The sequence below is a fragment of the Enterococcus avium ATCC 14025 genome, from assembly GCF_000406965.1.
Lineage (GTDB): Bacteria > Bacillota > Bacilli > Lactobacillales > Enterococcaceae > Enterococcus_A > Enterococcus_A avium.
Window position 1 is genome coordinate 176,239 of sequence record NZ_KE136362.1, and the last position, 24,865, is coordinate 201,103.

The following is a 24,865-nucleotide window of genomic DNA, read 5'->3' on the forward strand; positions in this document are numbered from 1 at the left end:
AGGAATTCATAATGAATTTACCAAATAAACTGACTGTCATTCGGATTTTCATGATTCCAATCTTTATGATCGTCGTCTTAGCTCCGTGGGATTGGGGCACATTGCAGGTTGGTAATACTGATTTAGCAGTGACTCAACTGGTGGGTGCGATTATTTTCGCGATAGCCAGCTATACCGACCATCTTGATGGGAAAATTGCTCGTCGCGATGGCTTGGTCACCAACTTCGGAAAATTCGCAGATCCTTTGGCAGATAAGATGCTGGTGATGACGGCGTTTATTATTTTAGTCGAACAAGGAAAAGCCCCTTCTTGGGTAATTGCTATTATTGTTTGTCGCGAGTTGGCGGTAACGGGGTTACGTTTATTGATTGTTGAACAAGGCGGCGGTGTTATGGCAGCTGCAATGCCAGGGAAAATTAAGACTGCGACACAAATGGTCGGAATTGTATTGCTTTATTTAAACAATGTGCCATTTAACTTTATCGGTATCCCAATGGATCAAATTATGTTGTATATCTGCTTATTCTTTACCGTTTATTCAGGTTATGACTACTTTGCTAAAAACACAGCGATATTTAAAGGTTCAATGTAAAAAATCAAAATTACGGTCAGTAGGATAGGAAAATCTATCTTACTGGTCGTTTTTTCTGTTTTTTCTGTTGTACTTTCTGTTATAGTGGAGAAAAATTGCGTATCTTAGAAAGAAGAGGAATAAATGAAAGCAGAAATTATTGCCGTGGGCACAGAGCTCTTATTAGGACAAGTCGTGAATACCAATGCAACATTCTTGTCAGAAAAGTTAGCGGATGTGGGAATTGAGGTTTATTATCACACCGTTGTAGGGGATAATCCGCAGCGTTTAGAAGAGTTACTGCAATTAGCAGATACACGTAGTGAATTGATTATCTTGTGCGGCGGCTTAGGACCAACGGATGACGATTTAACGAAAAATGTTTTGGCCGAGCACGTCGGAGTGCCATTAGTACAAAATCAAGCAGGATTAGAAGCCCTTAACAGCTTCTTTATCCAACGACAAAGTACGATGACGCCGAATAATTTACGTCAGATCGAAACATTGCAAGATGGGATTCCGTTACCGAACCGTACTGGCTTAGCCATTGGTTGTTTATATAAAGGCAAGAAAAACAATTATATCTTATTGCCAGGACCACCAAGCGAATTAAAGCCAATGTTCTTGGAACAAGCCCGACCATTGTTAGAAAAAGAATTTCCAACAACGGAAAAGCTTACTTCTCGGGTACTGCGTTTCTTCGGAATCGGAGAATCGAAATTAGTGACCGACTTAGCGGAGATGATTACACACCAGTCTAATCCCACAATCGCACCTTACGCAAAGCCAAACGAGGTGACTTTGCGGATCACAGCGAAAACAGAGGATGAGATCTCAGCAAATGCTTTATTAAATCAAACAGAAGCGGAGATCATGGCAAAAGTCGGCGAGTTCTTTTATGGTTATGGAGAAGAGAACAGCTTAGTCGAAGTTGTGGTGAACTTGCTGAAAGAAAAACAGCTGAGTATCACAGCAGCAGAAAGCTTAACTGCTGGTGAATTTCAAGCGACTTTAGGTACGATTCCTGGCGTCTCTGAGGTCTTTCCAGGGGGATTTGTCACATATTCCGAGACAACTAAAGCAAGCTTTCTAGGTATCAATCCGATGCTACTAGAAAGTGTCGGCGTGGTGAGTGAAGAATGTGCGAAGGAAATGGCAGAAGCAGCTTTGCGTTTAGCAGAAACAGATTTTGCTCTGTCCTTTACCGGAGTGGCGGGTCCTGACGAGCTGGAAGGAAAACCTAAGGGAACGGTTTATATTGCGTTGGCTCAAAAAGATGGTGAGACGTTGATTAGTGAAAATCATTTTACTCGGGATCGTTCGTATGTCCGCCATAGCTCCGTCATGAAGGGCTTAGACATGGTACGGCGAGCAATTCTAAACAAAAGTTAAAAAAGCGAATGTTTGTTCGTTTTTTGCTTGCTTTTTTGATTTCAAACCGATAAACTAGGGATATTGAAAAAGCAATAATGATGTGTAAAGCATATTGATTATAAGAAATAGGGAGGATCAGCTATTGGCAAATGATCGCAAGGCAGCCTTAGATGCTGCAATGAAGAAGATTGAAAAGAATTATGGTAAAGGTTCGATCATGAAATTAGGAGAAAAGGTCGATCAGCAAATCTCAACAATTCCAAGCGGTTCTTTGGCATTGGACGTTGCGTTAGGTGTTGGTGGATACCCTCGTGGACGAATCATCGAAGTATATGGTCCAGAAAGTTCTGGTAAAACAACGGTTGCACTGCATGCGATTGCAGAAGTTCAAAAACATGGCGGGACGGCAGCCTTTATTGATGCCGAGCACGCGTTGGACCCTCAATACGCACAACGTCTAGGTGTAAACATTGATGAATTGCTGCTATCACAACCAGATACTGGGGAACAAGGCTTAGAAATTGCAGATGCTTTAGTTTCAAGTGGCGCAGTCGATATTATCGTTATTGACTCGGTGGCCGCGCTAGTCCCCCGTGCTGAAATCGATGGCGAGATGGGTGATGCGCACGTTGGTCTGCAGGCTCGTTTGATGTCACAAGCATTGCGCAAGCTGTCAGGCTCTATCAACAAAACAAAGACTATCGCCGTCTTTATTAACCAAATTCGTGAAAAAGTCGGTGTTATGTTTGGTAATCCTGAAACAACGCCTGGTGGACGTGCATTGAAGTTCTACGCAACCGTACGCTTAGAAGTACGTCGTGCGGAGCAATTGAAAAATGGAACGGATATCGTTGGTAATCGTACCAAGATCAAAGTCGTTAAGAATAAAGTAGCGCCACCATTCAAGGTAGCTGAAGTTGATATTATGTACGGCTTCGGAATCTCGCAAGAAGGCGAATTGTTAGATATGGCTGTGGAACAAGACATCGTCGACAAGAGCGGTGCTTGGTATGGCTATAAAGAAGATCGGATTGGACAAGGACGCGAAAACGCTAAGAAATATTTGGCGGATCATCCAGAAATGATGGCAGAAGTTGCGACACGTGTACGTGCAGCTTATGGTATCGGTGAAGAAGGCGATGTGACGGAAGCTGAAGAAGCGGGTCAGGAAGAATTGCCTTTAGATGAATAAAAAACAAATCAACACTAATGATGAGGCATATTTGTCCGATCATTAGTGTTTTTTTGCGGACTATTTTACAGCGGATCAAAGCGCTTTATTGTTGAATCTGGCAAAAGAGAAATAAAGTTGACACGCTATCAGACAAACATTAGAATAAAGTTGTGTGACTCTCACACATATGCAAGTAGGCATATTGATAATTTGACATTCGTTTATCAAAAAACTACAGATAGGTAAATAAGATAGTACGGAGGTGGATTTAATGTTAGTTCCTATTCTCCTCGCTATCATCGGTTTAATTGTCGGTCTTGGTTTGGGTTTCATGGTCGCAAAAGCACGCCATGAAAAAGAAATTGATGGGGCACAAAACACAGCTAGAGGGATCATTACGCATGCAAATAAAGAAGCGGAAACCTTGAAGAAAGAAGCTTTGTTGGAAGCCAAGGAAGAAAACCAGCAGTATCGCGCACAAGTTGAAAGTGAGTTGAAAGAAAGCAGACAAGAATTAAAATCACAAGAAAATCGCTTGCTTCAAAGAGAACAGACTTTAGATCGTAAAGATGATTCTCTAGAGAAGCGTGAGCACTCACTGGAAGAAAAAGAAACAAAGATCAGTGCTAGACAGCAATTAATTGACGAGCGAGAAAAAGATGTAGAACAACTGATTAATGAACAACAAACAAAATTGGAACAGGTTGCTTCTTTAACGAAGGATGAAGCGAAAGAAGTAATTATGAAGAGAACCGAAGAGGAATTGAACCATGAGTTAACCGTTATGGTCAAGGAATCTGAGCAACGTGCCAAGGAAGAAGCTGATCGCAAGGCGAAGAATCTTTTAGCGATGGCGATTCAACGCTGTGGTGCTGATGCTGTTTCTGAAACGACTGTTTCGGTGGTTACATTGCCAAATGATGAGATGAAAGGTCGCATCATTGGACGTGAAGGCCGTAATATTCGAACATTAGAAACATTGACGGGGATCGATTTAATTATTGATGATACACCAGAAGCGGTTGTTTTATCCGGCTTTGATCCAATCAGACGGGAAATTGCTCGGATGACGTTAGAGAAATTGATTCAAGATGGCCGGATTCATCCGGCACGGATCGAAGAAATGGTTGAAAAATCTCGCAAAGAAATGGATGAACGTATTCGCGAATACGGGGAACAAGCGGCCTTTGAAGTTGGTGCGCATACCCTGCATCCAGATTTGATCAAGATTTTAGGTCGTTTGCATTTCCGTACCAGCTATGGTCAAAACGTGTTGAATCACTCGATTGAAGTAGCGAAATTAACCGGTGTGTTAGCTGCAGAACTTGGTGAAAATGTTCAGTTAGCCCAACGCGCAGGATTGCTTCATGATATTGGTAAAGCACTAGACCACGAGATTGAAGGGTCTCACGTTGAAATTGGCGCTGAATTAGCCGCGAAATATCGTGAAAATCCGGTCGTGATTAATGCAATTGCCTCTCACCATGGAGATACAGAAGCAACTTCAGTGATATCTGTTTTAGTAGCCGCTGCCGATGCAGTGTCAGCTGCTCGACCAGGTGCGCGGAGTGAATCTTTAGAAAACTATATCCGTCGTTTAGAAAACTTAGAAAACATTTCAAATAGTTTTGATGGAGTTGATTCTAGCTTCGCAGTTCAAGCCGGACGTGAAGTACGTGTTATGGTCAAACCAGAAGAAATTTCTGATTTGGATTCTGTTCGTTTGGTTCGCGATATCCGTCGCAGAATTGAAGACGAATTGGATTACCCCGGACATATTAAAGTAGTGGTTATTCGTGAGACACGAGCAACCGACTATGCAAAATAGTCAACAGACTTAGTAACCAAATAAGAGTTCAATCGCCTATGGGAAAGATTGAGCTCTTATTTCTTTTTCGTTCTAGACGTTTCAGCTTGGATAACTCAGCGACTGATAACCAAGCGAAAAAAATCTCTATTAATAGCCATAACGAATGTATGATAAGGTAAGTAGCTGCTTTAATTTCTTTGCTTGCTTAGTGGATAAGGAAATAGCCTTTTTGTTTAAGATGTTGGAAATCTCTACATTCATTTGACTCAGAATACATGGAATAGGGCGTTCTTCTTTTCTTAATTCATTTTGATAGTTAGCTAATACTTTTTGTAGTGCTTGACTATTTTGATCTGTGTCTAATTCTCTTAGGATTTCTGTAATGAGTGCGAGAGCTTGATCGCTGCGTTCTTTTCCACCTGAGAACCAGTTTAGTTTTGACATCATGTTTCACTCCTTAATTATTTACTCAAGGAGGAGACTGTAGATTACTCTTTGGTCTGCTGGCTTTGCCTAAATTCTTGAGTAAGGATATAATCACAAGATACGCTAACTCCTCATTATTTGCCACTGTTAGCCTATTCAATATTTTAGGAGAAAGCTTCAACTCAAATATCTTGAACGTCAGAAAATTATTCTAAAATAAAAAGTACTGTCATTATGCTAATAAATAGCCGCTGTATTAGTGTGATGTTGCTTATAGCAGCAAAGAAACATGGGTTTTTAGAAAAAATAGACACTGCTATTTAAAAAACGCTTCATTTATTTAAAAGGATAGCTTCAAAGCAAGAATTCATTTAAAATAGAGTACAAGAAAAGAAAGAATGGGAGTAAAAGGATGACGACAATCAGTCGCTGGTTCAAACGGCATGCTACATTATTAAAAATCATCTTCTTTGGGATTGTTTTATTTTTCGTGGCGAATCAAGTGAAAAATATCGCTCATGGAATGAGTTGGCAAACCGTTTGGCAAACGATCAAGCAACAGGATCAAGTAGCATTATTAAGTATGTTTGGGATCGGCCTTTGTGGTGTTCTGCCCATGCTTTTATATGATCACGTGGCAATCACGACACTCGAAGCGACGGGACGTCCGCGAATGAATTTTAAAGAATGGCTAGTTTCTGCCTGGACCACTAATACAATCAATAATTTGGCCGGATTCGGCGGTGTGGTCGGAGTGAGTCTGCGCTCTAGTTTTTACGGTAAGGGGATGGAGAAGAAAAAAGTACTGGCTGTGATCTCCAAGATTGCTATTTTCATGCTAGCGGGGCTTTCCATCATGGCCTTCATTACGTCTTTAGATTTGATTATTTTTCGAACACAAAATCCCTTTGTGCGTTATCGTTTTTGGTTATTAGCAGGTGGTGCTTTTGCGCCGCTTTTATTAATTTTTGTTTATAGTCGACGCCGTACGATTTTTAAAGAGTTTCGGCTGAAACAAATTTTTGAATTGTATTTAGCATCATTGGGCCAATGGTTAGGTGCGCTGATAGTCTTCTTATCGGTTGGCTATTTGATGGGTGTGAAATTGAATATCGGTGATATTTATCCAATGTTTGTGATTGCGACTGGTCTAGGGATGCTGACGATGGTGCCAGGTGGCGCGGGAACATTTGATGTGATGATGATTTTGGGTTTGGGGCATCTCGGGTTGAATCAAAGTACAGCGGTCGTTTGGATCTTGTTTTATCGAATATTTTATTACCTAGTTCCTTTTATAACGGGTATCATAATTTTTTTGACTAATACCAGTGTCAAAATGAATCGTTATTTTGATAATCTGCCGCGTGTGCTTTCACAAAAATTTGCTCATGTCATTATGGTCAGTGCCGTTTATTTTGCTGGAATTATGATGATTCTATTATCTACATTAACAAACTTATCTAATATCAGCCGCCTATTTCAAGTACTACTGCCGTTCTCCTTTGATTTTCTGGATCAGACATTGAACTTATTGATTGGTTTCTTGCTTCTGGGATTTGCTAGAGGAATCTCGCAAAAAGTAAAGCGGGCATTTTGGCCAACAATCTTATTATTGATCTTTGGGATTATTAATACGGTAGCGCGGACAGCATCTGTTCGTTTGATTGTTGTTTATCTGGTGATTTTATTGATCGTCTGGATGTCTCGACGGGAATTTTACCGAGAACGGTTTGTGTATTCTTGGGGAGCGTTGGTTTTTGATGGAATTTTATTCGGTCTGCTCTTCATTTTTTATGCGGTAGCAGGCTATCACAGTGGTCAGATCTGGAGTACGGAACGGTTATCGGCGAAATATTTTGCCTTCCCGTCAGAAGAAATATGGTTCTCCGGTTTAGTCGGATTGATTTTATCAATTTTATGTTTAGCGATCCTCTATCAATATTTAACGCAAAGTGAGACAAAACTGGGAGCTGCTTGGGATGAGAAACGCTTCAACTATTTAATCAATCGCTATGGCGGCACGCCTGCTAGTCATTATTTACGAGTATCGGGCTATCAGTATTTTTATTATCAAGAAAACGGCAACGATCAAATCGTTTTTGGTTTTCAGACGCGAGCAAATAAGTGTTTTGTTCTGGGCGATCCTGTGGGCAATCCTGAAAAATGGCAGGCGGCTACTTTTGCCTTTATGGAACATGCAGATAAGTTGGGCTATCAGCTGGCCTTTTATAAAATATCAGAAGAGTACGTTCTACTTCTACATGATTTAGGCTTTCATTTTGATAAGATCGGTGAGACGGGGGTTACGGATTTCACTCGTCATAAACATGATGTTTTTTCTGATCGCTTTGAATTTAAACGCTTGACAAACGAGGGGTATCAATTTATTTATTTTGAAAATCTGCCAGAGGAAGTTTTTGAGGAGCTAGAGGAAATTTCAGATGAATGGTTGAATGGTGAAAAGGAAAAATGTTTCTCAGTAGGCCGCTTTGATCGTGGGTACATTGAAACAAGTAATGTTGGAATTGCACGTGATCCGCAAAATCGGATTGTCGGATTTATCACTGAACAGCCAATCAATAAGGAGAAGGCGTCCTTTGATCTTTTACGTTTCCGAAACGATGTACCGAATGAGCTGCCGACTTTTCTAAAGCTGCATTTGATGGATGAGTTGAAACGACAAGGATATTGTGAAGTATATCAAGGCATGGCGCCTTTAGCCAAAGTTGGCGAGACTTCTTTTGCTTTTTTAGGAGAGCGGATCATGAATTTGATCTATAAATATGGTCATTCGATTTATGCTTTTCAACAGGTTACAGAGGAAAAAACGGTTTATGTGGATCGATGGCGACCAAGATATTTCGCTTATATGAAGGATAGCAGCTTTTTATTCTCAGCCTTACAATTACTTTATTTAATTGGTCGAGGAAAGAACAAAGGTGTCACGATTTCAGAAGAAATGATCGAAGTATAAAAAGACGAGCCCGTTACGGCTCGTCTTTTTCATTCATGCGTACTTCAATCAATCGTGATAGATGTACCTTTCTTTTCTTCGTAATCCGTTCGGGGGAGTATCAACGTGAGCACACCATTTTCAAATTTTGCGCTAATTTTTTCTTCATCAATGCTTTTCACTACAAATTGACGGTGGTATGCACTGCTGGAGCGTTCTCGGCGGACAAAACGACCATCATCTTTAACTTCATTTTCGCTCGTGTGTTCGGCATCAATCGAAAGTATCTCATTCGTATAGTTCACGGAAATTTCTGATTTTTCAAATCCTGGCAGATCCGCTTTGACTTCATAGTGATCATCCATATCGCGAATATCGACACTCATTTTTCGGTCATCCCAAAACGTGTTCATCAGCTTGCCTACTAATTCTTCTCCATCTAACCAATTATTTTTCGGCAGTAGATTCATCTGGTATTCCTCCTATTTTATATTATCCCGGCGTGCAACATTGTTCTTTCTTTCATGGTAAAGCCTCAGGTGGAATTATTCAACTAATTTAGGGCGCCTATGCTAGAATGAATTATCTATACATTTATTATGGGCTATGATAGAATCGTCTAGTGAAAAATTTGAACGGGTGAGAAAATGGAAATTATGGAGAAAGCCCCAGCGAAAATCAATTTGGGCCTCGATATTTTAGGCAAACGACCAGATGGCTTGCATGAATTGGCGATGGTCATGGCCAGCATCGACCTAGCAGATCGTTTGTATTTGGAAGAAATTCCGGAAAATAAAATCATCATTGAGACCAATAAGGCTTTTTTACCCACCGATAAAAAGAATCATGTTTATGAAGCGCTAGAACTGGTTAAGGAGCGCTTTGAGATAAAACAGGGCTTACGGGTCAAAATTCATAAAGAAATTCCTGTAGCGGCCGGTTTAGGCGGCGGCTCAACGGATTCAGCGGCGGCTTTACGAGCGGTAAACCGTTTATGGAATTTGGGATTATCAGTTAAGGAATTGGCTAGCTTAGGTGCTGAGGTTGGTTCAGATGTTCCCTATTGTGTATATGGACAAACCTCGTTAGTCGAAGGCTTTGGTGAGAAAGTGACCCCGATTGCTCCAATGCCGCAGTGTTGGGTAGTGGTGGTTAAGCCGCGGATGAGTGTATCGACACGCACGATTTTTGCTAAGATTGTAATGGAGGATTTATATCATCCGGATATTCCAGCGCTGGTCTCAGCTATTGAAGAAAATGATTACCAGAAGATGACCCAAAACTTAGGGAATTCGATGGAAGTCGTAACAATTAAAAAGCATCCGATCATCCAGCAGCTAAAAGATCGTATGCTGAAATATGGCGCAGATGCTGCGATGATGAGCGGCAGTGGTCCTACGGTGTATGCGCTGTGTCATAAGTATTCCCGCGCGAAGCATGTGTTCAATGCACTGAAAGGTTTTTGTGATGAAGTATATCTAGTGCGGACATTAAAGTAAAAAATCTGCGACTAAAGCATTTTTCCAACTTTTGGAAAGGTGCTTTTTTCATTTTAACAGTTTTGAAACAAAGTGGCTTTTAAACAAAAAAGTAGACGGCTATCTTCTATGATGTGTTAGATAAAGTTTCATTCAATGGATAAAATAACGTTTGCTGAAAAGAAAAACGAATACAGGTTTGATCCTTCATATGAATGAAATATCATTTATATTACGGTTTATCAGCCTTATTCGTATTCAAATCGTAATTTTTACGTTTTGTGTTGACGGATAGAAAAACATCTGTTAAATTAATCTTTGTCTTAAAACGAGAAGAGAAGGTGTTTAGATAGATGAAGATGCAAAAAGGACTACTTTTACTAGGAACTGTGGTACTATCTGTTTTGCTGACTGCTTGCGGTGGACAAGAGAAAAAAGAGGCCTCATCCAATGAAAAAATTCAGGTGATGACGACGTTTTACCCAATGTACGAATTCACCAAACAGGTGGTAGGAGATAAAGGCGATGTAGAATTGCTGATTCCTGCAGGTACCGAACCCCATGATTTTGAACCATCAGCCAAAGATTTGGCAAAAATTTCAGATTCTGATGTCTTTGTCTATAATAGTCCAGAGCTAGAAACGTGGACAGATAATTTGACGGATACGATTGATACGAAACAAACGGAAATCATTCAAGCTTCTAAAGATATCAAATTGATGGAAGGCACAGAGCATGACCACGAAGAAGCACATGATCATGACACTCAGGAACATGAAGAACACGGACATTCACATGAATTAGATCCCCATGTTTGGTTGGATCCTGCTTTGGCAATCAAGGAAGTCGAAACAATCCGTGATCAGCTAAGTAAAAAATATCCAGATGACAAAGCAGCATTTGAAAAAAATGCGGCAAGCTATATTGATGAATTAAAGAAATTAGATGAAGAGTTTCAAACAGCATTTAAGGACGCGAAGAATAAAACCTTTGTGACGCAGCATGCGGCATTTGGCTATTTAGCTAACCAGTATGGGTTAACCCAAGAAGCGATTGCCGGCATTTCCCCCGATCAAGAACCGTCACCAAGTCGTCTGAGCGAGTTGAAACATTATGTGGATGACAACCAAGTGAAGGTCATTTATTTTGAAGAGAATGCTTCTTCAAAAGTTGCCGAGACTTTGTCTAAAGAAACTGGCGTGAAATTGGAAGTCTTGAATCCATTAGAGAGTTTGACAGATAAGCAAATCAAAGATGGTGAAGACTATCTTTCTGTTATGCGTGAGAATTTGACCGCATTGAAGGAAAGTATTCATTAGTAAAAGGAGCGAAAAAAATGTCGTATATCGAGGTAGAAGACCTCTCATTCTATTATGACAACGAACCTGTATTAGAAAATGTGTCCTATCGTGTGGACCCTGGCGAATTTGTCATTTTAACGGGAGAAAATGGTGCCGCAAAATCGACATTGATCAAAGCGACATTAGGGCTATTAAAGCCGAGTAGCGGAAAAGTTATGATTGCAAAGAAGAATGCCGAAGGGAAAAAATTGAGTATCGGCTATATTCCACAACAAGTAGCATCGTTCAATGCCGGTTTTCCTAGTACCGTTTTAGAATTGGTGGAATCTGGCCGCTATCCACAAGGAAAATGGTTCAAAAAGTTATCTGAACGCGACCATGAACATGTACAAAAGGCGTTGGAGTCAGTAGATATGTGGAATATGCGTCACAAGAAGGTAGGAGAATTATCTGGTGGGCAAAAACAGCGAATCAGTTTGGCACGGTTATTTGCTAAAGATCCGGATTTATTTGTTCTAGATGAGCCGACAACGGGAATGGATGAAAAATCCCGCAATGATTTTTATAATTTACTGCGCCACAGTGCTCATGTGCACGGTAAAAGTATCTTAATGATTACCCACGATCATGAGGACACCAAAAAATATATTGATCGCCACATTCGATTGGTGCGAAAGGAGAATTCAAAATGGCGTTGCTTTCATATGAATTCATGAGACGTGCCTTCTTAGCCGCGATTTTTATCGCCGGAATCGCTCCAATGTTGGGAGTCTTTCTAGTGATTCGACGACAGTCGTTAATGGCGGATACTCTATCCCACGTTTCGCTGGCAGGAGTAGCATTAGGCTTCTTCTTGAATTTGAATCCGACGGGAACAACGTTGTTAGTAGTGGTTGTTGCCGCAATCATCATGGAATATTTACAGAATATGTATAGCTCTTATTCGGAAATTTCCATTGCGATCTTAATGGCAGCCGGCCTAGCCATCGCATTGGTATTAATGAGCCTGGCTCCGGGAAGCTCGGCAGTCAGCATCCAATCGTATCTATTTGGTTCGATCGTGACGATTACTTGGCAACAGGTTATCTTTTTAGGAATTCTCTTTGTTTTAGTCGGTATTTTATTCCTGCTATTCAAGCGACCTATGTATGTATTGACCTTTGATGAAGATATCGCGGCTGTTGATGGTCTGCCTGTTCGTATGATGTCGATGATTTTCAATGTTGTGACGGGAGTAGCTATTGCAATTATGATTCCAATCGCAGGAGCCTTGTTAATCTCAGCTATCATGGTATTGCCAGCGGCAATCGGTATGCGGGTAGGAAAAAGTTTTAACATTGTGATCTTCGTCAGCGTGCTTGTTGGCTTTATTGGAATGATTGGTGGTCTGACTGGTTCATATTATTTAGATACACCGCCGGGTGCGACGATCACACTTGGTTTTATCTTATTGTTTTTAGTAATCAATGGAATCCGTCAGTTGCGGATCTTGGTTCAACGAAAACAGATGCAAAATTAGAGGAAAGCGAAAGCTTTTCCTCTTTTTTTGCAAAATAATTAATAAATTCCGAACTTTTAAACTTTAAAACAAGAAAATGCTCGAATTTTATCAGCTAAACCCTTATAATGGGAAACGATAAATCAGAATAGGCGATCATCTGCTTTTTCTTTATAAGAGTTAAGCGATGATAGGCATTGAGCATCAACCTTTTTTCATCAAGAAAAAATACATTAATACGAAATAGGATGCCAGTTCCACTTTGAACTTTAGTTCATTAGTGGAATGGTATTCGTTTTGAGCATCAACCTTTTTCACCAAGAAAAAATACATTAATACGAAATAGGAGTGAATTACGTGAAAGTGCGTCGAAGTGAACGATTAATCGACATGACACAATATTTGTTGGATCATCCACATGACTTGATCCCATTGACTTTTTTTGCGGCTCGATACGGTTCAGCCAAATCTTCTATCAGTGAAGACTTAGCAATTGTAAAGAAAACCTTCAAGGAACGAGGAACAGGCTTTCTAGAAACGATTCCTGGTGCTGCCGGCGGTGTTGTCTTTACACCAAGTATTACGGATGCAGAAGCACAGGAATATATCGAATCTTTGGCTGAGCGTTTGTCTGAAGAGGATCGTTTATTGCCAGGCGGATATGTATATCTATCTGATATGTTGGGTCAGCCTGACTTATTACGTAAAGTTGGACGAATCATTGCGGCGCAATATTTAGATAAAAAAGTTGATGCAGTCATGACGGTTGCTACTAAAGGCGTACCAATCGCGCAAGCAGTCTCTTATTATTTGAATGCCCCATTCGTAATCGTTCGTCGCGACTCGAAAATTACAGAAGGTTCGACAGTTAGTGTGAACTATGTTTCTGGCTCATCAGAACGGATCGAAAAAATGGAGCTGTCAAAGCGCAGCTTAAAACGCGGTTCAAAGGTTTTGATTGTGGATGATTTCATGAAGGGCGGAGGTACCGTCAATGGAATGAAGAGCCTGATTGAAGAATTTGAAGCAGAACTTGTAGGAATTACTGTCTTTGCTGAGTCTAAGTTTAAAGGCGAGCGGGCTATTGACGACTATAATTCGTTGCTATTTGTTCAAGACGTTGATACTAGTACGAAAACTATCAGTGTTGTACCTGGTAATTGCTTCAATAAATAGACAATAAGAATGCTAGGTTTTTAAGACTCTCTCTAGTTTTTTTCTTTGAGAGAGTCTAATGAGCTAGCCTTTTTTGCGTGTGGCTAGTAAAATGGACTACGGATTTCAAATATCAATGGTAAATTTAAAATGAATAGAATGAAATAGGAGTGACTTCTTTTGGAAAACCGTTATGCGATTATTTTAGCAGCGGGTAAGGGAACCCGCATGAAATCAAAATTATACAAAGTCTTGCATCCAGTTGCAGGAAAACCAATGGTGGAACACATTATTGAACGGGTGGTTGAGACACAGCCAACAGACATCGTAACGATTGTTGGTCATGGCGCGGAAATGGTTAAGGAACAATTGGGTGATCGTAGCCGATATGCGTTACAGGCAGAACAACTTGGAACAGGCCATGCGGTGATGCAAGCGGCAGAATTTTTAAAGGGCAAACAAGGGACAACTTTAGTCATTAGCGGAGATACACCATTACTTACCACGCAAACATTGAATAATCTATTTGATTATCATCAAGGCAAAAAGGCTAGTGCGACGATTCTGACTGCTCATGCAGAAGATCCAACAGGCTACGGACGCATTTTACGCGACCATGTCGGCATCGTGGAAAAAATTGTTGAACAAAAAGATGCGACTCCAGAAGAAGCGCGAACTCAAGAAATCAATACAGGAACCTATTGCTTTGATAATGAACAGTTATTTGCGGCATTAGAAAAAATAGGCACCAATAATGCACAAGGTGAATACTACTTAACCGATATTGTTGAAATTTTAAAAAATGACGGTCAAACGGTTGCAGCTTATAAAACGGATGATTTTGAAGAATCGCTGGGTGTCAACGATCGAATCGCTTTAGCGAATGCGAATGAATTGATGCGTCGCCGTATTAATAAGCAGCACATGGTTAATGGCGTGACATTCATTGATCCTGCGACGACATATATTGATGCTGGTATCGAGATCGGTTCTGATACCATTATCGAGCCAGGAGTGCAAATCCAAGGAAATACAGTGATTGGCTCTGACTGTATTATTGGTGCTCACTCGAAAATTGTTGATAGCACAATTGAAGACAAGGTGGAAATCAAATCTTCTGTCATCGAAGAAGCAATTGTGAGAAAAAATGCGGACGTTGGTCCACACGCACACTTGCGTCCAAAATCAGATATTGGTGAAAATGCTCATATCGGGAATTACGTAGAGATCAAAAAAGCCACGATTGGTGAAAATACCAAAGTAGGCCATTTAACTTATGTTGGTGATGCAACTCTTGGAAAAGATATCAATGTCGGCTGCGGTGTTGTTTTTGTTAATTACGATGGAAAGAACAAACATCACACCAACGTAGGAGATCACGTCTTTATTGGTTCGGGAACCAATATTATTGCGCCAGTTACTATTGCTGAGAATAGTGTGACAGCAGCAGGTTCAACGATTACTGACGATATTGCTGAAGGCGACATGGCAATTGCTCGTGCTCGCCAAGTAAACAAAGAAGGTTATGCGAGTCGATTGCCATTTTAAGGGAATTCTCTTGATTTCTTAAAAGGAAATGACTAGTATTTTATTTGAAATGGTATATAATCGGTAGCGTATGCTTAAAAAGAAAGTGGAGGTCCCCATGTCGAAACATTATTTTGATCCAAGATTGAAAATTTTTGCTTTGAATTCAAATCGTCCCTTAGCTGAGAAAATTGCTGAAGAAGTTGGTGTTGAACTAGGAAAAAGTTCTGTTACCCAATTTAGCGATGGTGAAATTCAAGTAAACATTGAAGAAAGTATTCGTGGCTGTCATGTTTATGTTGTTCAGTCTACAAGTAGTCCGGTAAATGATAATCTGATGGAACTTTTGATTATGATTGATGCCTTGAAACGTGCGAGTGCCAAAACAATCAACGTCGTAATGCCTTATTATGGTTATGCCCGTCAGGATCGTAAAGCACGTGCGCGGGAACCAATTACTGCTAAGCTTGTTGCAAACATGATCGAAAAAGCTGGTGCGACACGTTTATTGACTTTAGATCTCCATGCTTCGCAAATCCAAGGGTTCTTTGATATCCCTGTGGATCATTTAATGGGTGCACCATTGATTGCGGATTACTTCTTAGAAAAAGGTATTTGCGGCGACGATGTCGTGGTTGTTTCACCTGACCATGGCGGGGTTACACGTGCACGTAAATTAGCAGAATTCTTAAAAGCACCAATTGCCATCATCGACAAACGCCGTCCGAAAGCGAACGTTGCGGAAGTGATGAACATTATTGGTAAAGTAGACGGCAAAACCTGTGTCATTATCGATGACATGATTGATACTGCAGGAACGATTACTCTAGCTGCCAATGCGTTGAAAGAAGCTGGCGCAAAACAGGTCTACGCTTCATGTACTCATCCGGTGTTATCAGGTCCAGCAATGCAAAGAATCCAAGATTCTGCGATCGAGCATTTAGTCGTAACAGATTCAATCTACTTATCTGACGAACGTAAAATCGATAAGATCGATGAAATCAGTGTGGGTGAATTAATGGGAGATGCAATCAAACGTATCCACGAGAACAAACCAGTTAGCCCACTATTTGAAACACATAAAAAATAAATCTATTGTATGAGGTACTCCAGCTGGGGTGCCTCTTTTTGTGTCTAAACTATTTTTGAAAATTTTGCTGATTAAAGAAATTTGATTAAACGCTTTCTCACTTGATTTCTTCTGATATGATAATAAGTAGAAGAAGGAAACTGGGGAGGACAACATGCAAAAAAGAATGGATCGGATTTCTATGGCTGCGGGCTATGGAATGCTAATAATCGCTGTATTTCTTAAAATAATCGGTGGTGTGAATCAGCGATTCAGCTTGGTTGAGGTCTGGATTCGCAGCTTGATTAGCGGAAATTTTCTGCATTTTTGGCAAACGGAGTTTTCTTCAGGCATCGGTGTATTAGTTGGCACAGGTGCGTTTCTGTTATTACTGCTAGCCTACGTCTTTGACAGCTTATTGTTAACCTGCCATCGAAAAATCGTCCTCTTGCAATCTGCTAAAGTTGCCTGGCTCTATTTCACAATGTTCTTCTATTTTATTTTCATTCAATTCTATTCAAGCAGCATTTGGTTGGTTCTGCTTCTTATAATCGGAGCGTTAGAATTTCTTTTAAATCGCTATTTGGATGATAAAATCGAGCGAGATCGAAAATATGCTGAGTCGCAAAAAATCGAAAAACAGCGCAACGAAGATCGTAAACGACGTTTGGCTTTTCCGGGAAAGTATCCGCCTTTGTTTCATCAGGTTATTCGAAAAAATTTCCATTTCTATCGAAAAAATTATTTTTTGATAATCTTTGCAAACACATTAGTTTTCTTTTCATTAGTAATTCTTTTTTTCGCCTATCAGAAATTTAGCGGCAGTCACACCCAAGAGACAGTTTTCAATAAAACGGGACTCCTACGTATTTTAATCGAATCCGGCGGTGTTCTTCTAATCTTGTTATTATTGTTCTTATCATTTATGGACGGCTTATATATTGATTTTAAGGCAAAGCACATGGAATTATTCATTCAGCTGGGAATCCGCAAAAAAACGTTTCTAATTATGTTGATTGAAGAGTTTAGTCTTTGTGCCTTGTCGGGTGTGGTGTTTGGGGGAAGCCTTAGCTTGCTAATTACTAGAGCATTTACTAGTATTGGCTGGGCTTTATTGTTGTACACAGGGTTAATTATTTTAGCGATGGCTTTTCATCAGGAAAAAATCTTACGCTTAATTCAATTTAAACCTCGGGAGCAAACCAAAGCAGACCGTCCAAATCATCGTTTGTCACCAGTATTTCTGTTAATCGGTTTGCTGGCGTTAGCTGTTACTTTCTGGTGGTTTCATCGAAGAAAATCTGCTGAAACCTTGTTAGTTATTAGTACGCTAATCATTGCTTTGTGGGGGCTTTTCCTTGGTATTGGCGGTTTTTATGTAAAACGTAGACGGGAAAAAATCACCCTCCTGCTTTCTCGCAATGATTTATTCTATCGTTTTCACAAAAGTATCAATGTTCTCATGTTAGTGTCCCTTTTACAAGTTTTGATAGCGGGGATCTTTCTGCCTCGCGTGGTCACTTTTCAACAAACTGCTGTCGACAATTTATTTCCGTATGATGTGGTAGCGAAGGTCAAATCAACAGAATTTCAACAAGTTGAAAAATCGTTGAATCAGGAAAAGGCCCTGTGGAAAAGCTATCCTTTCTTTCCAGTAACGTCTGTGGACGGTGATCCGGAATGGGAAGTTTTTGGTACAGTGCGGCCGGTGATGTTTATTCAAGGACAGCATATTGGAGTGTCTGAAACAACTTATCAACAACTACGACAGGCAAATGATTTGGAGAAACAACCTTTACATTTAAAAAAAGGGCAGTGGCATGTCGTTTATCAACAGGCAATTAGTATCCGTGGACAACCGATCGATTGGGACCCGCAAAGCGTTCGATCGCGGTTACGAATTGGGACACCATTAGAGAGCTACAACACAACCAATGTCGATGTGATTTTCCCGATGCGTACAATCAAAAGCCAAGAACGCTTGATACTAACTGGAATGTTTCAACGTGGATTACAGGAAAATATTCTAGTTGTTGCAGATGAAGAATTTGCGACTTTATCTAAAAAAGATCAACCAAATCAGTTGTTTTTGATTCACAGAGATAAAAAAATTGCTCATGCATTAAATTTTTTAAATCAAAAATATGTAGACGACAAGCGTTGGGATGATACGATCGAACCTGTATATGAAAAGACGCAACGGAAAAGTAATGTTGTCTCTGAAAATTATCTACAAGTCTTGCTTTTAATCTTTACTATAGTCATCTGCATCTTCATGAGTGTGGGATTGATAGTAGCCAAATTTGAAAGCGAAGAAACTCGTTTGATCGAACGCAGACGACTGTTGGATCAATTAGGTATGAGACAGAAAGAACAGCGAAGTGTTTTGAAACGTCAGGTTGGATTTTTCACAGTCTTGCCATTAGCTGTTGGTTTTCTGCTCAGTCTGGGTTTTATCGGAATCATGGGAAGACTGCGCTTCTTCTCGATGTCAGAATGGCTGCAGTTCGGAGGTATCTTTTTATTGGATTTTGGGATTTACTTATTCGTATGGGGAACTATCGCAAGTTTGATCTACCGCAGAATTGAAAAGTGGAGGTAAGCAAATGACGCCAATTATCAAAGCCGCAAATATTACTAAAAATTATGGACAGCAAGAAGTCTTAAAGGGAATCGATTTGCTGATCGCCCCTGGCGATTTTACTTGTATCATGGGGCGTTCTGGTTGTGGGAAAACCACATTATTGAAAATATTGGGGCTGATGCACCCACCAACCACTGGAGATGTCTTTTTTGAGGAAAGACTAACGCATGAACTTTTTCCAGATGAAATTTCTGACATTCGCAGAAGAAAGATTGGCTTCGTTTTTCAGGATTTCAATTTGATGGAAAGTATCACTGTGCGGGAAAATATTCTTTTACCCGCAATTTTGGATAAGCAAGACGTTACAAAATCGGAAGAACGAATGCAGCCATTCTTTCAAGTGCTGCGAATTGAACATCTATTGGGAAAACTTCCTCACGAGTTGTCAGTAGGAGAAAAACAACGAGCTGCGATTTGCCGAGCATTGATAAATCAGCCGCAAATTATTTTAGCGGATGAGCCAACTGGGAATTTAGACAGCAATGCGGGAGCCGAAGTAATCAACATTTTTCAGCGTATTAATCAAGAATTAGGCATCACCATTGTCATGATCACTCATGACAGCAAAGTTGCTCAAGCGGCTAGAGAGGTCATCTTTTTAAAGGACGGTCAAATCTATGATCGACTAATCAATACTGCTGGAAGCGAAGCTCAAATCGCAGAGAAAATGTTGGAAGTTTAATTGAAAGATAAAAACAAGAGAGTGCCCTGAATATCAGGCGCTCTCTTGTTTTTATTACTACTACTGGCAACCTGCCAAAAAGACAAAAAAAAGGGCTCATCGGTGGGTGGCCGATGAGCAAAGGAGTTAAAAAATGAAAAAGTGTTAGGGTTGTTTGTTGGTATGTTTATATAATAGCAACGATATGTGAATTATTTATGAATGAAGCTTGGCAGAAGATTAAAAAAAATAGGTCGAAATAAAGTTCAGTAGACATTGAGCAGTAAACAGTGAAATAAATGAGGTTTCTCCGTAGTACACGTGGATCGTTTAATTAGCCTTGTTGATCATTTGAAGGAGCAAACAAAAAAAGGGCTCATCGGTGGGTGGCCGATGAGCAAAGGAGTTAAAAAAATGAAAAAGTGTTAGGGTTGTTTGTTGGTATGCTTATATAATAGCAACGATATGTGAATTATTTATGAACGAAGCTTGGTAGAAGATTTAAAAAAATAGGTCGAAATAAAATTGAGCTATTCATTAATAGTTAGATCAAAAAAATAATTAAATCCCCTTATATAGTTATTTCATTCATATGTTGAAGCTTTATTTCATTGTGCAGCTAAACTTCTAAAGGAATCATAGAACAAATCTAAACAAAAAAAGAGCTCATCGGTGGGTGGCCGATGAGCAAAGGAGTTAAAAAATGAAAAAGTGTTAGGGTTGTTTGTTGGTATGCTTATATAATAGCAACTACTTATGAATAAAATATGACGAAAGACTAGCGAAACCATTAATTTATAAAAAATAAAATACAGAAAAACTTATAGGGTTTCACACCATTATTTTAGAATTTTATAAATTATCCAATTATATTAACTAAAAGGAGTTGTTATAATTCTTTATCCCAATAATTTTATGAAATGAAAAATAAAAGGTAAAGAGGTTGTGACTGAAGTGGTCAGCTTCAAAAAGGAGTTTCCAAAAATACAATGATGTAGGAAGGGATGTTGAATGGTACCTACTCGTTGCTTTTCGAGTTTATGTGAGATTTTGGCTTATTTTTCTAAATAGCTACTTCTGGAACATCAAGAACATCGTTTATTCAGAAAAAAGAGCTATGACAAGACTTTTGTCATGGCTCTCTCGTTTTTAATAGCAATTATTCATAAACACGGTTTTTCTTGTCGTAAATATTACGCAATTCTAAATATAATGGAACAAGCTCGTTTTTTGTATAAGGAAAATCCAGTTGGAATAACGGAATATTTGGTTTTTCCTTTCTTAATAGTGAGGAAGAGCTGATAATCAAATCATAATCATCCTTCAGTGATACATCGTATGGCTCAGCATCAATGAAGCGCAGATCCTCAAGGAAACGATACAAGTCACGAACGAAAATCGCATTATGCTCTAATGCAATACCAACTTTTAGATTATGTGCGTAAGGAAATTGATTAAAGTAAGGCAATAACAAACGCTTAAAGGCTCGAGTAATCATCGGATGAACCGAACTTATAAAGCTGTAGGATGGATTTTCCTTCGTCATTTGCATGAAATTTTGAATGTTCTGGAATAAAATATATTCACCGCGAGTTTGTTTAGCATTTGGGTCTAAGACTAATTCAATCATGCTTGGGAATGGCTGGCGGAAAATAAAGTAACCAAAGGTGATATTCAACATATTTGAAACAACCAATGGATCATCCATGATGTCGGGCCGATCCGGGAATAAGACTTTCTTAGCAAAGTTCCGAAATTCCGTTACAAAATCATTTACTGGATTTGGACGTGAATCAAAATCATGGAGTGCTTGTTTCATACTTTGATCGTCACGAATCGTATAGAAAGGTGAATAATGAGCTAAGAAATAAATAAAACTGGTTTCACCCTTTAATTGACGTGTTGTCATTGGCATGTCAATTAGATCGCGTAATGATGTGAAATCATAATATGGATTATCCTTCATCAAAAAATTGTAGCGAGGATCATATTTTGTGAATTTCTTTTTCTGTACTCGCACCATATTAATGCTAGTAAATAATTTGATTTCTTGAGTACCAAAGTAAGTTTGTGATAACGGAAAATAGTCTTTATAGGTATCAATTATTTTAGTTAATTGATGTTTGTCAACATTTATTGGACATTCAATTCCACGAGTTCCCAGCCATAAAAGATCAAATAAAGCTAAACGAATCAAACGTTCATCGCCGGACATACCGGCCTCTGTATATGTAAAGCGAATATTGAATCGTTTCAAGTGTTTTTTCAATTTATCGATTTTCCGAGAAACTGTGGAACGACTCACAAAATACTTTTCACAAAATTGTTCGATTGTTGGATTCGCATCATTTAAGAAGTATAGGATGAACTGGAATGGCACTGCTTGCTGCAGTAAGTGATAACGATATTCATCAACCGTGGCATTGAGGTTTTCTAGATTCAGTTTGCCGGCACGCATCATAATTGTTTCGTGATCCGGTCGTATTTCTGCTAATTCCTGATCTACTTCATTCAGTTCAATGACGCTTTGCTGGTAATTTAAATCTAAATCTTCTGACAATTGACTAATCGCTAAAATCTTTTTGGTAGATTGGTTTAAGTATTTAAAAATATTAAAACGCAAGAGGAGCGACGCATCAAACATAAGTTCCTCATATAACATCTGTTTTCCTCCTTTATTAAATTCGGTCATTAATCTGAATTTTTTTAAGCATATTTCTTCTTTATTGTACTTTATTTACCAAAACCTGTCAGTTATTAACCGATAAAAAGTGAGTAATATTATATAGGGAAAAACAATTTTCATGCTATTCTAAGAAAGTCTAGTGGTAATAAGTCAAGATAATTTTTCAAAAGATTTTTAAAGGTAGTTAATTTTTGAAGCGCACTGAACTAAACCCGACCAAAATTAAAAATTTTTTCGGGTACTTCCAAGGATTAGCGTCAATAACATACTGTTATTTATCTATCACGCTCCTTGGTGGCATATAGAGTTGATGGTTACGTAGTAGCGTATCCACCAGACGCGTAAATTTTCTTGCGGTTAGTACGATGGCTCGTTTGTGTTTATGCTTGGGTGTTTCAGCGTATTTTTTCTTATAATACGCATGGTACTCAGGCTCGTATCTCCTTACGGAGTTGGTGGCTTCAACTAGATAATAACGGAGATAACGATTGCCTCGTTTGGCCATAGGAGTATTTTCATACTCAGAGTTACCTGATTGGTTCTGTCGCCAATATAAACCGGCATATTTAGCCAATTTGCTTTCATCTGAAAAGCGATTGATAGGGCCAATTTCAGCGAGTATACCCGCAGCATAAACAGGACCGATTCCTGGAATACTGGTTAAACATTGATATTCAGGTAGCACAACGACTAAATCGTCAATGGCTTTGTCTAAGTCTTTAATTAACTTTTCAAGACTACGAATTTCTTTGGCTAGAACACCCAAAACAATATCTACAGAGTCCTGATGGACTTTTCCTAACCGGTAGGAACTACGTATGGCTTTAGAAATTGCCTTTGCAATTCCTTCGGGATTTTTAAAACGATACTTCCCTAGTTTTTGAATTAGGTTCGCAAACTCTTCTAATGACAGTTCGGCAAGTTGGTCCATTGTGTAATCTTCCGTCATTAGAGTTACTAATGTGGCACTTAAAACGGATCCACCTTCTGCTTTTAGTTCTTTAGAAAGCGTGTTGCATTTATAATAAATGTTTTCGATAAAGTGTTGCTTTGTACGAACCAGCTGTTTAATTAGCTGATAACGCGTTCTAGTTAAGTGTTGGAGGGCAAGGTATTCTTCCTCTTTAATGATGGAGTTGACTTGCCTTTGGATGCGAAAATAGTCAGCGATATAAAAAGCATCAATTTGATCGTTTTTGTTTTCTTCAAAAATATCACGATACTTTTTAATTTTATTTGGTTGTTCAACTGAAACCATAAGGTTCAATTGATTTAACTCAAGATCTTCTTTAAAAAACATAGCTGGATGAAAGCTATATAAAGATGTGGCCTCCATTCCAATCACTAAGCTCTCTATCTCAAATTTTTGAGAAAATTCGAGAATGTATTCTTTGATCTGGCTTGCGCCAAGTTGACTATTTCCATAAGATGCTTCTTTTAAAACAGAGCAAGTTGAATCGTCTGTCATAAAGCAAGCATCTAATTTTTCAGAACTAACGTCTAAACCGACAAATAGTTTCATGTGGAAGGACCTCCTTTCATTGATTATTCGGAAATTGCTTGGGTACTGTGGGATATCCCAGAATCACGTTGTCTAACGACAGCCTCGCATAATAGAGTTTCATTCATTAAACCTCTAAGCCACCCAATCTCTACTAGGATTGGTAGAGGTCAATGGACTCAGCTAGTGTGTTGGAGGTTATACCAACGGTTCGGGTCACAGACTTTCTGTCGCAGTAAAACTGCAGAAGGTGATAGCGTCTTCCCGTAAGTCCTTTCCAAGACTTATTATTCAGGAATATCCTACAGTATCCAAGTAGTAATCGTTATTTTATTTAAACATATTAGGAATAGCCCCTAAGGGCGATTGAAGGAATGAAAGTTTCTTCAAAATATATATTACGAGAAGGTGAAAAAATGACAAAGTCGCGTTTAGAAGCATTTACCGATGGTGTCGTTGCGATCGTTTTGACCGTCCTGGTTTTAAATATTCAAATACCAGATGCACCATCACTAGCTTCCTTATTAAGCATAACCAATACACTGTTCGCCTATATTGTTAGTTTTATTTTTGTTGCTGTCATCTGGGTGAACCACCATCGCATGATGCAAATGACTGAAAAAATAAATTATCGTGTTATTTGGGCAAATATTTTTTGGTTATTTTGGCTGACTTTATGCCCAGCAGTAACCAGTTGGGTGGGTCGTAATCCAAACCATTTTTGGCCAGAATTTTCTTATGTAGTGGTCTTCACGATGTGGAGCTTTTCATACGGTATATTATCAAAGCAATTGATTAAAGCAAATAGCCCTACCAGCCACGTGGCGACTATTTTAAAACGAGATCAACGAAGCAAATTATCCATGTTGATTAACTTAGCTGTTTTGGCAGGTGTTTTTATTTTTCCGCCAATTGGAATCTTTGGTCGCTTTTTGGTTTCTGGCATTTGGGTGGTTTCTTATCGTAAAGCAGATGAATACTATCAAAAGGTATCGGGGCAAAAAAATCACGGCAGAAGCTGAGAACTTCTGCCGTT

At 39.3% G+C, this 24,865-nt stretch carries 19 protein-coding genes; 15 read left to right on the forward strand and 4 right to left on the reverse strand.

Annotated elements, in window-relative coordinates; genetic code table 11:
* Nucleotides 1-11: 11 nt before the first annotated feature.
* The 4 genes from pgsA (at nt 12) to rny (ending at nt 4,948) form a co-directional block, all read left to right on the forward strand.
* A complete protein-coding gene (gene pgsA, locus OMU_RS07965; protein WP_016179433.1) occupies nt 12-593 on the forward strand; it encodes a CDP-diacylglycerol--glycerol-3-phosphate 3-phosphatidyltransferase in 582 nt (193 codons plus the stop codon).
* A 123-nt stretch (nt 594-716) separates the two neighbouring features.
* Nucleotides 717-1,964: a competence/damage-inducible protein A gene (locus tag OMU_RS07970; protein WP_016179434.1), complete on the forward strand. Its 1,248-nt coding sequence runs from the start codon at nt 717-719 to the stop codon at nt 1,962-1,964.
* 124 nt (nt 1,965-2,088) lie between these two features.
* Nucleotides 2,089-3,138 carry a recombinase RecA gene (gene recA, locus OMU_RS07975; RefSeq protein ID WP_016179435.1) on the forward strand — a complete coding sequence of 350 codons (1,050 nt, stop codon included), beginning with the start codon at nt 2,089-2,091 and terminating at the stop codon, nt 3,136-3,138.
* 253 nt (nt 3,139-3,391) lie between these two features.
* Entirely contained in the window at nt 3,392-4,948 is a 1,557-nt protein-coding gene (gene rny / locus OMU_RS07980) for a ribonuclease Y (RefSeq protein WP_016179436.1), read from the forward strand.
* 129 nt (nt 4,949-5,077) lie between these two features.
* On the opposite strand, the gene OMU_RS07985 is transcribed toward rny, so the two are convergent.
* Nucleotides 5,078-5,377 (reverse strand): bacteriocin immunity family protein, encoded by a 300-nt coding sequence (locus OMU_RS07985; RefSeq protein ID WP_016179437.1) that lies wholly within the window; start codon nt 5,375-5,377, stop codon nt 5,078-5,080.
* Nucleotides 5,378-5,768: 391 nt separating this feature from the next.
* On the opposite strand from OMU_RS07985, the gene mprF reads away from it, so the two are divergent.
* Nucleotides 5,769-8,330, forward strand: coding sequence for a bifunctional lysylphosphatidylglycerol flippase/synthetase MprF (mprF, locus tag OMU_RS07990; protein ID WP_016179438.1), 2,562 nt, complete (start codon nt 5,769-5,771; stop codon nt 8,328-8,330).
* A gap of 44 nt (nt 8,331-8,374) precedes the next feature.
* Here the strand turns inward: mprF and OMU_RS07995 are convergent, their stop codons facing one another.
* A complete protein-coding gene (locus OMU_RS07995; RefSeq protein ID WP_016179439.1) occupies nt 8,375-8,779 on the reverse strand; it encodes an Hsp20/alpha crystallin family protein in 405 nt (134 codons plus the stop codon).
* A gap of 177 nt (nt 8,780-8,956) precedes the next feature.
* Between OMU_RS07995 and ispE the strand changes: the two genes are divergently transcribed.
* The 9 genes from ispE to OMU_RS08040 all read left to right on the forward strand — a co-directional run bounded on the left by ispE (nt 8,957) and on the right by OMU_RS08040 (nt 19,663).
* A complete protein-coding gene (gene ispE / locus OMU_RS08000) occupies nt 8,957-9,808 on the forward strand; it encodes a 4-(cytidine 5'-diphospho)-2-C-methyl-D-erythritol kinase (RefSeq protein WP_034875525.1) in 852 nt (283 codons plus the stop codon).
* A gap of 332 nt (nt 9,809-10,140) precedes the next feature.
* Entirely contained in the window at nt 10,141-11,106 is a 966-nt protein-coding gene (locus OMU_RS08005) for a metal ABC transporter substrate-binding protein (protein ID WP_016179441.1), read from the forward strand.
* Nucleotides 11,107-11,123: 17 nt separating this feature from the next.
* A complete protein-coding gene (locus tag OMU_RS08010; RefSeq protein ID WP_016179442.1) occupies nt 11,124-11,804 on the forward strand; it encodes a metal ABC transporter ATP-binding protein in 681 nt (226 codons plus the stop codon).
* Nucleotides 11,777-12,607: a metal ABC transporter permease gene (locus OMU_RS08015; RefSeq protein ID WP_016179443.1), complete on the forward strand. Its 831-nt coding sequence runs from the start codon at nt 11,777-11,779 to the stop codon at nt 12,605-12,607. Before OMU_RS08010 ends, OMU_RS08015 begins: the two co-directional genes overlap by 28 nt.
* Before the next feature lie 336 nt (nt 12,608-12,943).
* Nucleotides 12,944-13,762, forward strand: coding sequence for a pur operon repressor (gene purR, locus OMU_RS08020; RefSeq protein WP_016179444.1), 819 nt, complete (start codon nt 12,944-12,946; stop codon nt 13,760-13,762).
* A gap of 159 nt (nt 13,763-13,921) precedes the next feature.
* Nucleotides 13,922-15,289 (forward strand): bifunctional UDP-N-acetylglucosamine diphosphorylase/glucosamine-1-phosphate N-acetyltransferase GlmU, encoded by a 1,368-nt coding sequence (gene glmU / locus OMU_RS08025; RefSeq protein ID WP_016179445.1) that lies wholly within the window; start codon nt 13,922-13,924, stop codon nt 15,287-15,289.
* A gap of 97 nt (nt 15,290-15,386) precedes the next feature.
* Nucleotides 15,387-16,358 (forward strand): ribose-phosphate diphosphokinase, encoded by a 972-nt coding sequence (locus tag OMU_RS08030; protein WP_016179446.1) that lies wholly within the window; start codon nt 15,387-15,389, stop codon nt 16,356-16,358.
* Between the two features lie 154 nt (nt 16,359-16,512).
* Entirely contained in the window at nt 16,513-18,939 is a 2,427-nt protein-coding gene (locus OMU_RS08035; protein ID WP_016179447.1) for a hypothetical protein, read from the forward strand.
* Between the two features lie 4 nt (nt 18,940-18,943).
* Nucleotides 18,944-19,663, forward strand: a complete 720-nt coding sequence (locus OMU_RS08040) for an ABC transporter ATP-binding protein (protein WP_016179448.1) — start codon at nt 18,944-18,946, stop codon at nt 19,661-19,663.
* Nucleotides 19,664-20,801: 1,138 nt separating this feature from the next.
* Here the strand turns inward: OMU_RS08040 and OMU_RS08045 are convergent.
* Both OMU_RS08045 and OMU_RS08050 read right to left on the reverse strand, forming a co-directional pair.
* Nucleotides 20,802-22,304: a helix-turn-helix domain-containing protein gene (locus OMU_RS08045; protein WP_016179449.1), complete on the reverse strand. Its 1,503-nt coding sequence runs from the start codon at nt 22,302-22,304 to the stop codon at nt 20,802-20,804.
* Between the two features lie 295 nt (nt 22,305-22,599).
* On the reverse strand, nt 22,600-23,850 hold the full coding sequence (locus tag OMU_RS08050) for an IS110 family RNA-guided transposase (RefSeq protein ID WP_002346915.1): 1,251 nt from the start codon (nt 23,848-23,850) through the stop codon (nt 22,600-22,602).
* A 395-nt stretch (nt 23,851-24,245) separates the two neighbouring features.
* Here OMU_RS08050 and OMU_RS08055 point away from each other — a divergent pair, with 395 nt between their 5' ends.
* A complete protein-coding gene (locus tag OMU_RS08055; protein ID WP_016179450.1) occupies nt 24,246-24,851 on the forward strand; it encodes a TMEM175 family protein in 606 nt (201 codons plus the stop codon).
* The last annotated feature ends 14 nt before the right edge of the window (nt 24,852-24,865 follow it).

Excerpts from the sequence above, each read along its gene's own strand:
- OMU_RS08015 (WP_016179443.1), top strand. The coding sequence starts at position 11,777 with ATGGCGTTGCTTTCATATGAATTCATGAGACGTGCCTTCTTAGCCGCG.
- rny (WP_016179436.1), top strand. The coding sequence starts at position 3,392 with ATGTTAGTTCCTATTCTCCTCGCTATCATCGGTTTAATTGTCGGTCTT.
- OMU_RS08005 (WP_016179441.1), top strand. The coding sequence starts at position 10,141 with ATGAAGATGCAAAAAGGACTACTTTTACTAGGAACTGTGGTACTATCT.
- OMU_RS08040 (WP_016179448.1), top strand. The coding sequence starts at position 18,944 with ATGACGCCAATTATCAAAGCCGCAAATATTACTAAAAATTATGGACAG.
- OMU_RS08055 (WP_016179450.1), top strand. The coding sequence starts at position 24,246 with ATGACAAAGTCGCGTTTAGAAGCATTTACCGATGGTGTCGTTGCGATC.
- OMU_RS07970 (WP_016179434.1), top strand. The coding sequence starts at position 717 with ATGAAAGCAGAAATTATTGCCGTGGGCACAGAGCTCTTATTAGGACAA.
- pgsA (WP_016179433.1), top strand. The coding sequence starts at position 12 with ATGAATTTACCAAATAAACTGACTGTCATTCGGATTTTCATGATTCCA.
- mprF (WP_016179438.1), top strand. The coding sequence starts at position 5,769 with ATGACGACAATCAGTCGCTGGTTCAAACGGCATGCTACATTATTAAAA.
- OMU_RS08045 (WP_016179449.1), bottom strand. The coding sequence starts at position 22,304 with ATGTTATATGAGGAACTTATGTTTGATGCGTCGCTCCTCTTGCGTTTT.
- OMU_RS08035 (WP_016179447.1), top strand. The coding sequence starts at position 16,513 with ATGCAAAAAAGAATGGATCGGATTTCTATGGCTGCGGGCTATGGAATG.
- OMU_RS08030 (WP_016179446.1), top strand. The coding sequence starts at position 15,387 with ATGTCGAAACATTATTTTGATCCAAGATTGAAAATTTTTGCTTTGAAT.
- OMU_RS07985 (WP_016179437.1), bottom strand. The coding sequence starts at position 5,377 with ATGATGTCAAAACTAAACTGGTTCTCAGGTGGAAAAGAACGCAGCGAT.
- OMU_RS08010 (WP_016179442.1), top strand. The coding sequence starts at position 11,124 with ATGTCGTATATCGAGGTAGAAGACCTCTCATTCTATTATGACAACGAA.
- ispE (WP_034875525.1), top strand. The coding sequence starts at position 8,957 with ATGGAAATTATGGAGAAAGCCCCAGCGAAAATCAATTTGGGCCTCGAT.
- OMU_RS08050 (WP_002346915.1), bottom strand. The coding sequence starts at position 23,850 with ATGAAACTATTTGTCGGTTTAGACGTTAGTTCTGAAAAATTAGATGCT.
- OMU_RS07995 (WP_016179439.1), bottom strand. The coding sequence starts at position 8,779 with ATGAATCTACTGCCGAAAAATAATTGGTTAGATGGAGAAGAATTAGTA.